The 13,861-nt window shown below is 63.9% G+C and carries 16 protein-coding genes; 2 read left to right on the top strand and 14 right to left on the bottom strand.

Annotated elements, in window-relative coordinates; genetic code table 11:
- Position 1 precedes the first annotated feature (1 nt).
- The 7 genes from LB516_RS24930 to gcvA form a co-directional block, all read right to left on the bottom strand.
- A complete protein-coding gene (locus tag LB516_RS24930; protein WP_224720532.1) occupies positions 2-1,480 on the bottom strand; it encodes a mannitol dehydrogenase family protein in 1,479 nt (492 codons plus the stop codon).
- Between the two features lie 164 nt (positions 1,481-1,644).
- Positions 1,645-2,415, bottom strand: coding sequence for an L-iditol 2-dehydrogenase (locus LB516_RS24925; RefSeq protein WP_140660188.1), 771 nt, complete (start codon positions 2,413-2,415; stop codon positions 1,645-1,647).
- A gap of 52 nt (positions 2,416-2,467) precedes the next feature.
- Positions 2,468-3,472, bottom strand: coding sequence for an ABC transporter ATP-binding protein (locus tag LB516_RS24920; RefSeq protein ID WP_015314488.1), 1,005 nt, complete (start codon positions 3,470-3,472; stop codon positions 2,468-2,470).
- A gap of 50 nt (positions 3,473-3,522) precedes the next feature.
- Positions 3,523-4,347, bottom strand: a complete 825-nt coding sequence (locus tag LB516_RS24915; protein WP_015314489.1) for a carbohydrate ABC transporter permease — start codon at positions 4,345-4,347, stop codon at positions 3,523-3,525.
- Between the two features lie 11 nt (positions 4,348-4,358).
- Positions 4,359-5,231 (bottom strand): carbohydrate ABC transporter permease, encoded by an 873-nt coding sequence (locus tag LB516_RS24910; RefSeq protein ID WP_015314490.1) that lies wholly within the window; start codon positions 5,229-5,231, stop codon positions 4,359-4,361.
- A 124-nt stretch (positions 5,232-5,355) separates the two neighbouring features.
- Positions 5,356-6,666, bottom strand: coding sequence for an ABC transporter substrate-binding protein (locus LB516_RS24905; RefSeq protein ID WP_015314491.1), 1,311 nt, complete (start codon positions 6,664-6,666; stop codon positions 5,356-5,358).
- Between the two features lie 236 nt (positions 6,667-6,902).
- Complete coding sequence (gcvA, locus tag LB516_RS24900) at positions 6,903-7,808, bottom strand: transcriptional regulator GcvA (RefSeq protein WP_015314492.1); 906 nt, start codon at positions 7,806-7,808, stop codon at positions 6,903-6,905.
- A gap of 110 nt (positions 7,809-7,918) precedes the next feature.
- Between gcvA and LB516_RS24895 the strand changes: the two genes are divergently transcribed.
- A complete protein-coding gene (locus LB516_RS24895) occupies positions 7,919-8,104 on the top strand; it encodes a hypothetical protein (RefSeq protein WP_224720570.1) in 186 nt (61 codons plus the stop codon).
- Between the two features lie 25 nt (positions 8,105-8,129).
- Here the strand turns inward: LB516_RS24895 and LB516_RS24890 are convergent, their stop codons facing one another.
- On the bottom strand, positions 8,130-9,089 hold the full coding sequence (locus LB516_RS24890; protein ID WP_140615310.1) for a sugar-binding transcriptional regulator: 960 nt from the start codon (positions 9,087-9,089) through the stop codon (positions 8,130-8,132).
- A 242-nt stretch (positions 9,090-9,331) separates the two neighbouring features.
- Between LB516_RS24890 and LB516_RS24885 the strand changes: the two genes are divergently transcribed.
- Positions 9,332-9,964 carry an HAD family hydrolase gene (locus tag LB516_RS24885; RefSeq protein ID WP_224720531.1) on the top strand — a complete coding sequence of 211 codons (633 nt, stop codon included), beginning with the start codon at positions 9,332-9,334 and terminating at the stop codon, positions 9,962-9,964.
- A gap of 3 nt (positions 9,965-9,967) precedes the next feature.
- Here LB516_RS24885 and LB516_RS24880 read toward each other — a convergent pair whose 3' ends face one another.
- From LB516_RS24880 to LB516_RS24855, 6 genes are all read right to left on the bottom strand, one after another.
- Entirely contained in the window at positions 9,968-10,735 is a 768-nt protein-coding gene (locus LB516_RS24880; protein ID WP_224720530.1) for a class II aldolase and adducin N-terminal domain-containing protein, read from the bottom strand.
- An 80-nt stretch (positions 10,736-10,815) separates the two neighbouring features.
- Positions 10,816-11,457 (bottom strand): urease accessory protein UreG, encoded by a 642-nt coding sequence (ureG, locus tag LB516_RS24875; protein WP_224720529.1) that lies wholly within the window; start codon positions 11,455-11,457, stop codon positions 10,816-10,818.
- On the bottom strand, positions 11,454-11,894 hold the full coding sequence (locus tag LB516_RS24870; RefSeq protein ID WP_224720528.1) for a DUF3995 domain-containing protein: 441 nt from the start codon (positions 11,892-11,894) through the stop codon (positions 11,454-11,456). The genes ureG and LB516_RS24870 overlap by 4 nt, the downstream gene beginning before the upstream one ends.
- Positions 11,891-12,562: an urease accessory protein UreF gene (locus LB516_RS24865; RefSeq protein WP_224720569.1), complete on the bottom strand. Its 672-nt coding sequence runs from the start codon at positions 12,560-12,562 to the stop codon at positions 11,891-11,893. The genes LB516_RS24870 and LB516_RS24865 overlap by 4 nt, the downstream gene beginning before the upstream one ends.
- Complete coding sequence (ureE, locus tag LB516_RS24860) at positions 12,555-13,136, bottom strand: urease accessory protein UreE (RefSeq protein ID WP_224720527.1); 582 nt, start codon at positions 13,134-13,136, stop codon at positions 12,555-12,557. The genes LB516_RS24865 and ureE overlap by 8 nt, the downstream gene beginning before the upstream one ends.
- A 70-nt stretch (positions 13,137-13,206) precedes the next feature.
- The gene (locus LB516_RS24855) at positions 13,207-13,842 is read right to left on the bottom strand and encodes a glutathione S-transferase family protein (protein WP_140615321.1); all 636 of its coding nucleotides are present in this window, start codon (positions 13,840-13,842) and stop codon (positions 13,207-13,209) included.
- Positions 13,843-13,861 lie beyond the last annotated feature (19 nt).

Raw genomic sequence — 13,861 nt, 5'->3', positions numbered from 1 at the left:
CTCAGAGCTTGCCGGCGAGGTAGCGCGTCAGCGTGGCGCGCGTGCCATTGGCCCAGAGCACGTTGAGCGCGTGGGCGAAGGCCTCGACGAAGGCGGCGGCGCGGCCGACGTCGCCATAGATATCGTCCATCGCAAGCCACGCGGCGGGCGCGTCCTTTGCCGCCTTTGCCGTTGCCTTCAGCCGGTCCCAGCTCGGGTCGTTGGGCTCGATGACGGCGCCGCTGTCCGTCGTGCCGAAGCAGTAGCGGCACCAAAGGGCCGATTCCAGCGCCAGTCCGGCAACGCCTTTGCCGGCCTTCAGCCGGTCGGCGATGGTCGGGATGATGAATTTCGGCTGGCGATTGGACCCGTCGAGGCAGAGCCGGCGCACCGTGTCGCCGATCTTGGGATTGGAGAAGCGCTTCTCGATGAGCTGGTAATAGTCTTCCAGCACCGTGTCCGGCACCGGCGGCACCGTCGGGATGATCTCGTCGTGCTCGAGCTTGTCGAGGAATCCGCGCACCAGCGGCTCCTGCATCGCTTCATGCACGAAGTGGATGTCCATCAGCCCGGCCGGATAGGCGATGGTGGCGTGGCCGCCATTGAGGATGCGGATCTTCATCAGTTCATAAGGGGCGACGTCCTTGACGAACTGCACGCCGACCTTTTCCAGCGCCGGGCGGCCATCGGTGAAATGGTCTTCCAGCACCCATTGCCGGAACGGCTCGCAGAACACCGGCCAGTTGTCCTCGATGCCAAAATCGTCGGCGAGGATCTTGCGCTCGCGGTCGCTGGTGGCCGGCGTGATGCGGTCGACCATGGCGTTCGGGAAGGCGACCGTCTCGCTGACCCAGCTCGCCAGATCCTCGTCGATCAGGCGGGCAAGGCCGATAACACCATCCGACGTGACATGGCCGTTGTGGGGAATGTTGTCGCAGGACATCACGGTGAACGGCACGATACCATCCTCGCGGCGTCGCACCAGCCCGGCCAGGATAATGCCGAACACAGTCTTCGGTGTGGCGCCCGGCTGCGCGTCGGCGACGATGTCGGGATGGGTCGGGTTGAAGACGCCGGAGGCCGGGTCGATGAAATAGCCGCCTTCGGTGATGGTCAGCGAAACGATCCTGATCGCCGGATCGGCCAGCCGATCGATGATGGCGGCGGCATCGCCCGGCATCAGGAAATCGATCATCGCACCGGTGACGCGGGCGCTCATATGGCCCTCGTCCTGCTCGACCACTGTGGTCAGCCAATCCTGCTCTTCAAGCTTGCCGCGGCCGATCTTCTCGCCATCGAACACGCCGGCGCCGACAAGCGCCCAATCATGACCGATGCCCTGACCGAACAGGTCGTCGAGATAGACGGCCTGGTGCGAGCGGTGAAAATTGCCGACACCAAAATGCACGATGCCGGCTTTCAGCGCCGAGCGGTCATAGTTCGGACCTGCGACCTTGGGCGGAAGCCTGACGAGGCTCGAGGAAGAAAGTTTCACGGTCATCTGCTTTACCCTTTGGCCGATTTGCCGCCCGACTGTTTCGCCTCCTTCGGGAGGGCGAGGATGAGGGGCCGCACCTGGTGTTCCAGCATGCGGCCCCTCACCCGCCCCCGCGGCACCTTCTCCGGAGGAAAGAAAGAGGCGCCGTCCCCCTCAAATCGTTCTTTTCAACTCATCCATTGGCCGCCATCGACATTGTAGGTCTGGGCGACGATGTATTCGGCCTCGTCACTGGCGAGGAACACGGCCATGCCGGCGAGGTCTTCCGGCTTGCCCATGCGGCCGTAAGGCACGCCTTCGCCGACCAGCCGCTTTTTCTCGCCCTTCGGCCGGTTCTCGTATTTGGCGAACAAGGCATCGACCTCGTCCCACATGTCGCTGTCGACGACGCCGGGCGCGATGCCGTTGACGTTGATGCGGTGCTTGATCAGATCGAGCCCGGCCGACTGGGTCAGCGAGATGACCGCGGCCTTGGTGGCGCAATAGACCGCGACCAGCGGCTCGCCGCGACGCCCGGCCTGGCTTGCCATGTTGATGATCCTGCCGCCCTTGCCCCGCGCGATCATCGACCGGGCGGCTGCCTGCAGCATGAACAGCGTGCCCGCGACATTGACGGAGAAAAGCTTTTCATAGCTCGCCCGAGATATCTCCACGATCGGGGCCAGGTCGAACAAAGCGGCGTTGTTGATCAGGATGTCGAGACCGCCCGCCTTGTCCTCCACCGCCTTCACCGCCGCATCGATGGATGCCTGGTCGGTGACGTCGAGTTTCACGGCATAGGCGTTGTCGCCGATCGCGGCGGCCGTCTTCTGCGCTGCTTCAAGGTTGATATCGGCGATCGCGACAGTGGCGCCCTCGCGCACATAGGCTTCGGCGAAAGCCCTGCCGATGCCTCGCGCCGATCCCGTGACCAGCGCCGATTTGCCTTGCAGCCTCACTGTCCCATCCTCACCGGCCCATCCTCACTGGCCCACCCTCACTGGCCCACCCTCACTGGGCCATCGCCTTGCCGTCAGCGCCGAAGCGATGCAGCTTGGCCTTGTCAGGGGTGAGATAGATCGTGTCGCCATGGCGGACCGCCAGTTCGCCGTCGGCGCGCACCGTCAGCGGCCCGACGCCGTCGGCTTGAACGTGCAGGAACGTGTCGGAGCCCAGATGCTCGGCCACGCCGACCGTCGCCTTCCAGTCGCCCGCCGTGGTCGATATCTGCATATGTTCGGGCCGGATGCCGATGGTCTTGGCGGTGTATTTGCCAGCCGGCGCGCCTTCGATCAGGTTCATCTTGGGCGAGCCGATGAAGCCGGCGACGAACAGGTTCTTCGGCGTCTTGTAGAGTTCCATCGGCGAGCCAACCTGCTCGATATTGCCGGCGTTGAGCACGACGATCTTGTCAGCCATGGTCATCGCCTCGACCTGATCGTGGGTGACGTAGATCATCGTGGTTTTCAGCTGATGGTGCAGTTCGCTGATCTCCAGCCGCATGGTGCCGCGCAGTGCCGCGTCGAGGTTGGACAGCGGTTCGTCGAACAGGAAGGCCGAGGGCTGGCGCACAATGGCGCGGCCGATGGCGACGCGCTGGCGCTGGCCGCCGGAGAGCTGGCCGGGGCGGCGTTCGAGGTAGTTGGTAAGGTTGAGCACGCGCGCCGCGTCCTTCACCTTCCTGTCGATGGTCGCCTGGTCCTCGCCCGCCATCTTCAGCGGGAAAGCGATGTTCTTGGCCACCGTCATATGCGGGTAGAGCGCGTAGGACTGGAACACCATGGCAAGCTTGCGCTTGGCCGGCGCCTCGCCGGTGACGTCGCGGCCATCGATGTTGATGGTGCCGCCGCTGGTGTCCTCAAGGCCAGCGATCAGCCTGAGCAGCGTGGACTTGCCGCAACCCGACGGGCCGACGAAGACGACGAACTCGCCGTTTTCGATCACCAGGTCGAGGCCGGGGATGATGGACGTCGAACCAAAGGACTTGGAGACGTTCTTGAGCGTGATGTTTCCCATGGTTTCCTCCCCGAGGGCTGTTTTTCGCCGATTGCTTCAGGCAATTTCCGTCACTTCACCGCGCCAAATGTCAGGCCGCGCACCAGCTGCTTCTGGCTGAACCAGCCCATGATCAGGATCGGCGCGATGGCGAGGGTCGAGGCGGCCGAAAGCTTGGCCCAGAACAGGCCTTGCGGGCTGGAGAAGGAGCTGATGAAGGCGGTGAGTGGGGCGGCTTCCGTGGTGGTCAGCCGGATCGTCCAGAACGCCTCGTTCCAGGCCAGGATGATGTTGAGCAGCATGGTCGAAGCAATGCCCGGCACCGCCATCGGCGTCAGCACGTACCAGATTTCACCCCACAAGGATGCGCCGTCCATACGCGAGGCTTCCAGGATTTCGCCCGGGATTTCGCGGAAGTAGGTGTAGAGCATCCACACCACGATCGGCAGGTTGATCAGCATCAGCATGATCATCAGGCCGATGCGCGAGTCGAGCAGGCCGAGATTGCGGAAGATCAGGTAGATCGGGAACAGCACGGCGACTGCCGGCATCATCTTGGTGGACAGCATCCACATCAATATGTCCTTGGTCCGCTTGGTCGGCGAAAACGCCATCGACCATGCCGCCGGAATGGCGACCAACAGCGCCAGGATGGTCGAGCCGACAGAAAGCAGCACCGAGTTCAGGAAGAACTTGAAGTAACCGCTCTGCGCCTGGACCTCGGCATAGCTCTCGAAAGTCCCGGACGGGATCAGGTTGAAGCCCTGGATTGCCTCCTGTTCCGACTTGAACGAGGTGATGATCGTATAGAGGATCGGAAAGAAGATCAGCAGCGCGACGGTCCAGGCGGCAATTGTCGCGATTGTCTTGTGCTGGGTGGTGACTGAGCGTGCCATCGTATCCTCCCTTACTTGTCCAGGTTCTTGCCGACGGCGCGCATGGCGAAGAAGGCGACGATGTTGGCGAGAATGACGGCGATCACACCGCCCGCGGATGCCTGGCCGATTTTGAATTCCAGCAACGCCTTCTGGTAGACGAGGAAGGGCAGGTTGGTGGAGGCGTATCCAGGGCCGCCATTGGTGGTGACCAGGATCTCGGCATAGACCGAGAGCAGGAAGATCGTCTGGATCAGGATGACCACGGTAATCGCCCGCGACATGTGCGGCAGCGTCAGATAGATGAAGCGGCTGATGAAGCCGGCCCCGTCCATCTCGGCGGCTTCCTTCTGCTCGCCGTCGAGCGACTGCAGCGCGGTCAGGAGGATCAATGTCGCGAATGGCAGCCATTGCCAGGCGACGATGATGATAATCGCCGTCATCGGATGCTGGCCGAACCAGTCGATCGGCTGTGCCCCGAAGAAGCGCGCTATGTCGGCGAACACGCCATATTGCGGGTGCATGATCATGTTCTTCCACACCAATGCGGCCACCGGCGGCATGACGAAGAACGGCGAAATGACGAGGATGCGCACGATCCCTTGTCCCCACATCGGCTGATCGATGAGCAGCGCCAGCAGGATGCCGCCGATCACCGTGATCAGCAGCACGCTGACCACCAGGACAAGCGTGTTGAGGATCGACTGCAGGAAGGCCGGATTGGAATAGAACAGCGCGTAATTGGATAAGCCGACGAACCCGTCGCGCATCGGGTTGAGCGGATTGTACTGCTGGAAGGAGAACCAGATCGTGATGACCAGCGGCACGATCATCCAGACGAACAGCAGCACCACGGAAGGCGCCATCATGAATCGGGCAAGCGAACGGGTCTGCTGAGTAGCCATGACGGTCACCCTTCAAGGATCAGGCTGAATTTTCACAGGCTCTGGAAAGGCGGCCGCCCGAACTGGGTTTCGGGCGGCCGGTGCCGGTCGAGGAGGTGACCGGCGTTCGGCACCGGGAGGAGCCTTACTTGATGTAGCCGCCCTCGGTCATCGCCGCGGTGGAGGCGTCCTGGGCCTGCTTCAGCGCATCGTCGACGCTCGACTGGCCGGCAAGAGCCGCCGAGAAGAGCTGGCCGACGGTGGTGCCAAGGCCCTGGAATTCAGGGATGGCGACAAACTGCACGCCGACATAAGGCACCGGCTTGACGGTCGGATGCGTCGGGTCGGCGGCATTGATGGAGTCCAGGGTCATCTTGGCGAACGGAGCCGCCTTCTGGTACTCGGGATTGGCGTAGAGCGAGGAACGCGTGCCCGGAGGCACGTTTGCCCAGCCTTCCTTCGACGCGACGAGCTCGGCATAGTGCTTGCTGGTCGCCCAGGACACGAACTTCTCGGCGGCGTCGGCCTTCTGCGTGCCGGCCGGGATCGCCAGCGACCACGCCCACAGCCAGTTGCCCCGCTTGCCCAAGCCATTATCCGGCGCCAGGGCATAGCCGACCTTGTCGGCGACGGTGGAGTTCTTCGGGTCGGAGACGAAGGAGGCGGCGACAGTGGCGTCGATCCACATGCCGCACTTGCCCTGCTGGAAGAGCGCCAGGTTCTCGTTGAAGCCGTTGGACGAGGCGCCCTCGGGACCGTCGGCCTTCATCAGGTCGACATAGAACTGCAGCGTCTTCTTCCATTCCGGCTGGTCGAACTGCGGCTTCCAGTTCTCGTCGAACCAGCGGGCGCCGAAGGAGTTCGACATGGCGGTCAGGAAGGCCATGTTCTCGCCCCAGCCGGCCTTGCCGCGCAGGCAGACGCCGTTCACGCCATTGGCGCGGTCGGTCATCTTGTCGGCCGCCTGCTTGATGAAATCCCAGGTCGGGGCGTCGGGCATTTTCAGCCCAGCCTTCTCCATCAGGTCCTTGCGGTACATGACGAAGGAGCTCTCGCCGTAGAAGGGCGCGGCATAGAGCTTGCCATCGACCGAAAGGCCGCCGGCAATTGCCGGGATGATGTCCTTGGCGTCATAGTCGTCGCCGAGCTTGTCGAGCGGCAGGAGCCAGCTCTGCTTGGCCCAGATCGGAACCTCGTAGGTGCCGATGGTCATCACGTCATACTGGCCACCCTTGGTGGCGATGTCGGTGGTGACGCGCTCGCGCAGCACGTTCTCTTCGAGCGTGACCCAGTTGAGCTGGATGTCCGGGTTAGCCTTGGTGAAGTCGTCGGTCAGCTTCTGCATGCGGACCATATCGCCATTGTTGACGGTGGCGATGGTGATGGATTCGGCGTGTGCGGCGAACGCAAGCGTGCTGGCCGACAACAAGCCCAGGGTGAGCGTGCGAAGTTTCATTAAATTCCTCCCATAAACCAAGTTGAGCATTTGCCTTGGCTGTGAGCAATTACTCACTTAGTCTTAATTATGTCAAGCCGGATTCGATGCTGCAGCGCAGCACACGACCGGCGAATGGGACGGAGGTTCGGCGACAGGGCTCGGATTGCCGCCGTCTGGAGTCCAGGCGGCGGGGCCAAAGCCTCTCGAACGGGATGTCGTTTGTTGCCCCGGTCCGACGTCAGCTTATGTGCCGGTCAGCAGGCGATCTCGGCCAGCAGCCAGTCGCGGAAGGCGCGGATCTTGGGCACGTTGCGGCGCGCCTCGGGGTAGACCAGCCAGTAGGCGTGCCCGTCGTCGCCGACCAGGTCGAATGGCTGGATCAGCCGGCCGTCGGCGAGTTCGGCCTTGAACAGCGCCCGGGTCAGGATCGCCACGCCGTGGCCCGATATGGCCGCGTTGGCTTCATAGGCCTGGGCGCCCATGCTGCTGCCGGGCCGCCTGGCAAGGTCATGGCTGTGCACGCCGGCGGCCTCGAACCATTGCGTCCACCAGATATCGCTGGGATCCAGGATCGGCAGCTTGAGCAGGTCGGCCGGTTCGTTTATGCCGCCGATGCTCGCAGCGAGCTTCGGGCTCAGCATCGGCGTAAAATCGGCGTCGAGCAGCTTATGGGCTTCCAGCCCCGGCCATTTGCCGCCGCCCGAACGGATGGCGAGGTCGACATCCTCGCGCGCGAAATCCGTCAGCCGGCTCGACGTATCGAGCCGCACGGCAAGGGAGGGATGCGCGATCTGGAATGCGCCCAGATGGTGCGCCAGCCAGTTCGAGGCAAAGGTCAGCACCGTGGTGACGCACAACAACCCGTCCGCCCCGCCACGCGCGGCGGCATAGGCTTGGCTAAGAATGGCAAAGGCCTCGCTGACCGCCGGCGCCAGGCGCTGGCCGGCTTCGGTCAGTTCGATCTGCCGCGGCCGGCGCAGGAACAGCGGAGCGCCGACGCGCTCCTCCAGCACCTTGATCTGATAGCTGACCGCCGCTTGCGTCATGGCGAGTTCGCCGGCGGCCTTGGTGAAGGAAAGATGCCGCGCCACCGCCTCGAACACCCGGATCGCCTGTAACGGCGGCAGCTGCGAAACCTGCGGCGCGCTGAGATCAGGCATAAAGCCTCCTTATGGATCGTTATCGACGTTCGATTGGCAAAAGCGGCCGGCAAGGCCGACATTCATCCTCAACCCGTCATTCGGGTTTAGGATAACGAAGGTTGACGATCATGACCATGGCGCAGCAAAAATGCACTCCCGCCCCCGATCCTCGCTGGATTTCGTGGCTTGCGGACGGGTTCGGCTGGTTCGCGACCCGAAAAAGGGCGCATCTCGACGTCAGGGACCTGTCGCCGCATCTGCAGCGCGACCTCGGTTTCCTCGATGGCAACGACCCTTTCGGCCGGCATCAATAGCCTTGCTGGCTTTATCGCGAAGCCGTCAGATACTGGCCAGCAGGGCGGCCGCCGTCCGCTCGTCGGTGATGAGCCCGTTGACCAGCCGTCGGTTGACCGCGGCCAGAATGCCAGGCAGCTTGCGCTCGCCCATGGCGAGCGCGATCACCAGCGACTTCTCGCGCGACGGCAGCGCCGCCGACGACACCCGGTCGTTGGTGATGCCGTCGATCATGCGGCCCTCGCGGTCGAACACCCAGCCGACGATTTCAGCGACGCCGCCGGCCTTCTGCAAGGCTTTCAGTTCGCTTTCGGAAATGAAGCCATCCTCGTAGAGCGGCGCCTTCGGGCCGAGGTCGCCGATACCGATGAAGGTGACGTCGGCCTCCGCCGCAAGCACCAGTGTCGGCTGGATCATCGGCTGGTTGAGCAGCATCTCGCGCTCCTGCGGCGAAGAGGCGATGACCGGCAGCGGCATCGGGAAAGACCGCGCCTTGACCCTGTCCGCCATGGTGAAGATGACGTTGTAGAAGGCAGCGGACCCGTCCGGCGAGATGTTGCCGGTCAAGGACACCACCTTGTGCTGCGGGCATTCCATCGGCGGCAATTGTTCGATCGCCGCCTTCAGCGTCCGTCCGGTGCCGATGCCCATGACGATCGGCGTCGGCGACCGCAGCCGCCGCTCGATCTCGGCGGCCGCCGCTTCGGCGATGCCGATGGTCGTGGAGGATGAATTGGGGTCGCTCGGCACCACCTCGACCAGGTCGAGCGCGAAGCGCGATTTCAGCCGTGCAGCGAGATCAAGGCAGTTGGCGATCGGATGATCGACGCGGACCTTGATCAGGCCTTCCGACACCGCCAGCGACACCAGACGCTGCGCCGTCTGCCTCGATATGCCGAGCGTAGCGGCGATCTGGTCCTGTGTGTTGCCGGCAACATAATAGAGCCAGCCGGCGCGCGCCGCGTCGTCCAGCCTGTTGCTGCCGCCATCCTGCCGGGTATTCACGTCCTGCCTCCCGAAACCGCCGATCATCAGGCGGTCGTATCAGTTTCGCAGGGAATGACCGCCTGCGCAATTGTCAATCTAAAGAGCAAATGCTTGCGCCGAACCAGCGGTGATTTCTCCACCGACATCCTATCGGGGAAAGCGCCGCGGGTCCGTTTCTCCATCTGAAGGCATGTTCAATGGCCGCCAAAGGTTTATCTCGCGGCGCAAACCCTTTAAGGGATCGAAAAAAGGAGCGCTGCATGACACCGAAGGCGGTTTTCTGGGACATGGACGGGACGCTGGTCGACAGCGAACCGCTGCATGAGGCAGCCCTCATCGCAGCGATGCGCAATGCCGGCCTCACGCCGCCGGCCGATCTGCATGAGCGCGTGCTCGGCGTCGCCGCCTGGCCGGTCTACGAAATGATGCGCGACGAGTTCGGGCTGCAACTGCCCTTCGACGAATGGATCGTTCACAAATATGAGCATTACCTGCCGCTGGTCGAGGGGCTGAAGCCGCGCCCAGGCGCCATCGAGGTCTTCAAGGAGTTGCGCGCGCTCGGGGTGCAGCAGGCGGTGGTCTCAAACTCGGATCGGATGATCGTCGACGCCAATCTGCATATGGTCGGGCTGACCTACCCCGGCATGAAGACGATCAGCCGCAACGATGTGCGGGAAGGCAAGCCGCACCCAGAGCCTTTCCTTCGCGCCGCCTATCTGGCCGACGTCGATCCCGCGCACGCCGTCGCGGTCGACGACAGCTGGCCGGGCGCCATGGCGGGCCTGGCAGCGGGAATGAAGACGATCTTCTGGCCCGAAAAGCCGATGGAAGGACCGCCCGGCGCCATTGTCATCAACAGCGCCGGGGAATTGCGGGCTCAGCTCGGACTGTAGCGTTCAGTTCCGGTACACCGGCTCCTGCTCGTCGAGGATCGCCTTCAACTCGGCGAGATGACGTTCGGCCTGGCCGGGATAGTCGTCCATCTCGCTCGCCGCCTTCTCGGCGATCGCGTCGGACAGGGTGCGCAGCGGCCGGCCGGTCCACAGCGCCTTGATGTAAGTCTCGGCGGCGCGCTCGAAATAGAACATGCGGTTGAAGGCGTCGGCGACGGTGTCGCCGATGACCAGCACGCCATGGTTGCCCATCACCATCACCTTGACCTTGGGGTCGGCGAGAAGCTGCGAGCAGCGCTCGCCCTCTTCCTCGAAGGCCAGCCCGCCATAGTGCGCGTCGACGACGTGACGGTTGAAGAACATCGCCGAATTCTGGTCGATCGGCGGCAGCGTCGAGTCGGCAAGCGAGGCCAGCACGGTGGCGTGGATCGAATGGACGTGCATGACGCAGCGCGCGTGCGGCACGTTGCGATGGACGGCGCCGTGCAGGCCCCATGCGGTGGGGTCGGGTGCATTCGGCCCGGAAAGCGTCTCGGGGTCGTTGGCGTCGATCTCGATCAGGTCGCTCGCCTTGATGCGCGAGAAATGCACCTGGTTCGGGTTCATCAGGAACCTGGTGCCGTCGTCGTTGACCGCCAGCGAGAAATGGTTGGCCACCGCCTCATGCATGTTGAGCCGCGCCGTCCAGCGGAAGGCGCAGGCGAGATCGACGCGCTCTTCGTAGAAGGGCAGGTTGGTGAGCGTTTCCTTCTGCAGGCGGGCGATGCTCATCGAAAATATCCTCCGGTTTGGCCCAGAATGCCGCGCGCCGCTGGTGCCCGCAACCGCTTTCGCTTGGTGCAGAAGGCCAGTTATGCCGCGGTGCTTGCGGCGCCAACGGTTCGCAGTCCGCCGTGCTCGATGATGAAATCGATTACCTCCCGCAGGCCCTTGCCGCGCGAAAGATCGGTGAAGCCGAACGGCCGCTTGCCGCGCATGCGGCCGGCGTCGCTCTCCATGACGTCGAGATTGACGTTCACATAGGGCGCAAGATCGCTTTTGTTGATGACCAGGAAATCGGACCGCGTGATCGCCGGGCCGCCTTTGCGCGGGATTTCTTCGCCCTGGCAGACCGAGATGACGTACAGCGTGAGATCCGCAAGGTCCGGCGAGAAGGTGGCGGCAAGGTTGTCGCCACCGGATTCGATGAAGATGACGTCGAGGTCGGGAAACTTGCGGTTGAGCTCGGCGATCGCCTGCAGATTGATCGAAGCATCCTCACGGATGGCGGTGTGCGGGCAGCCGCCGGTCTCGACGCCGACGATGCGCTCCTCCGGCAGCGCCTGCAGCCGGGCCAGCATCATGGCATCTTCCCTTGTGTAGATGTCGTTGGTGACGACGGCGATGGAGAACTCGTCGCGCAGCGCCTTGCAGAGCTTTTCGGTGAGCGTCGTCTTGCCCGAGCCGACGGGGCCGCCAATGCCGATGCGAAGGGGACCGTTGGGCTGTGTCATGTCGGAAACTCCGTGATGGCAAGGACCGCGAAGCCCAGCCCGATCAACAGGCAGAGCGGCGAATAGTAGCGGACATCGAGCCGCGCGAAAGGCTGTTGCGGCGCCAGCCGCCGCCACCAGGGCGTGAAGCCGGCGATGCCGCGCCCAAGGAACACCAGCCCGATCAACATCGACGTGGCAGCGAGGCCTTCCCTCGGGAAGGGCGAGGCAAAGAAGCCGATGAGCGCCAGCGGCCACAGCGTCGCCAGGCAAAGGCACGCCGCAACGGCGAAGCTGGCGAACGGCGTCGGCATGTCATCGACGCCGCGAAACCCGACGACGGCATGAGCGCAGGACGCGGCATCCTTGCCCGGCCAGATGCCGCCAATGCCCCAGTAGACATGCAGGGCGGTGATCAGCAGCAGGATGAAGGAGAGAACGAAGGCGAGGAGGATCATGAACGGAACAGCCGCGAATACTGGGCTTCGTGTTTCATGGCCATGACGTCGGAGACGAAGGCGCAGCCGCCGAGATCGTCCAGTGTCGAGCGGGACGCGCGGGCAGCGGTCGAGAGCGCCAGCGGCTCAAATCCCGCCAGCAGCGTGGTGGCCTCTTTCTGGCCGACGACACCGAGCCTGATCGCCGCCTGGACGAGGTTGGAGAAAAAGGCCTGCGCGAAGGCGCACAGCGCGTCCTCAAGCGCGATGCCGTTGCCGCCGGCCACGGCTCCGACGACCACGCAATAGGCGCAATCGGCCGGCAAGCGCTCCAGCGCCGGATTGGGCCAGGCGGCCGCCGCCTTGAGGAAGGCGGCGCCTTGCAGCAGGGACTCGGTATGGCGTTCACGCGAACCGGCAAGCGCCTCGGCCAATGCAGCGACGTCGTCGAGATCGCCTGCGTCGCGGGCGTGGCGCCAGCTCTCGGCGAACAGCACCGCATCGTTCCAGCCCGAACCCATCTCGACCAGCGTCTCCAGCCAGCCGGCAAGGCCGGCGGCATTGGTCACCAGCCCATCATGCACCGCGCGCTCGAGGCCATGGCTGTAGGCAAAGCCGCCGACCGGAAAGGCCGGCGACAGCCAAGCCATCAGCCGCAGCAGGGCGATGTTCGAAGGCTGGTCAATCATGATCGTGATGGTGATGGTCGTGCGAATGCGCATGGCTGTGTGAATGCGCTTCGCCATGGCTATGGCTGTGCGCTTCGGCATGGGCATGCGCATGGCCGTGATCATGCCCGCCGGAATAGGCGCCGCGCACCGGCTTGAACGGCTGGGAGACGTCGCGCACCGTGGCGCCTAGCCCCTCCAGCATCGCCTTGATGACGTGGTCGCGCAGGATGAGGATACGGTGCGCCTCGATGCCGGCGGCGAGATGGCGGTTGCCGATATGCCAGGCGAGTTCGGCGAGATGCACGGCGTCGCGGGCGCGGATGTCATAGACCTCTTCGGGCGCCGCGATGATCTCGATATGGCCGCCATCCTCCAGCACCAGCCGGTCGCCATCGTTCAGAGCGACAGGCTCGGGCAGGTCGACCAGCACCTTGCTGCCGTCGGCAAGTTCGATGGCGCGGCGGCGCAGATGCCGCTCGTCATGGGCGAGAACGGCACGGCCGGACGGCGCGGTGGTTGCGGCCGTGCCGGCGGGCAATACGGAGACGGCGCGCGGGAATTTGGTGAAGTCGGTGTTGAGGTTGAGCTTCATTTCATGGAACCTCCATCAGAGCGCCGCGCGTCCCCTTAGACGTGCAAAGGACGCTCTAACACGTTTGAACCTATGCATCGTGCTTTCCGAAAATCGATTCCGATTTTCGGGCCGATGCATTGGCTTGCGCCCGGGTCCGGGCCGGCCGCGCCAGAAGGCGATCGAAATAGCTATTGACGCGCTCGGAGTCGATCGGGAAACGGCCGGCACGCGCCCAGCCGCCCATGTCGCCGAGCAGCACGTCGACGGCGGAAAACCGGTCGCCGAGCGCGAACGGCTTGTCGCCGAGCCGGCGCTCCAGCGCCTTGACCTCCGTGGCGAAGTCAAAGGCCGCGGCAGGACCGACATCGACCCGCACCTCCCTGGGCAGGAGGAAACGGTGGCGCAATTTGTTCCACAGCGGCGCCTCGAACTCGCTCTGGGCAAAATGCATCCAGGAATCCATTTCGGCGCGGCCAGCGAGACCGGGATTGGCGCCCATACCTTTATCGGCGTGCTTGTCGGCGAGATAGACGCAGATCGCCGCCGAATCCGTCACCGTCAATTCACCGTCTATGAGGATCGGCACCTTGCCCGACGGATTGAGCGCATAGGCTTCGGGCGAGCGCAGCTTGACCTCGACGAACTCATAGGGCTGGCCGAGTTCCTCCAGCATCCAGAGGACGCGACTGACCCGGGATCCGCGCGATCCGACGGCCTTGTACATCGTTGAACCCTGCCTTTCC

The sequence above is a fragment of the Mesorhizobium sp. CO1-1-7 genome, assembly GCF_020164885.1.
GTDB lineage: Bacteria > Pseudomonadota > Alphaproteobacteria > Rhizobiales > Rhizobiaceae > Mesorhizobium > Mesorhizobium australicum.
Note: the sequence above shows the minus strand (reverse complement) of the source record. Positions and strands in the feature narration are given on the sequence as shown.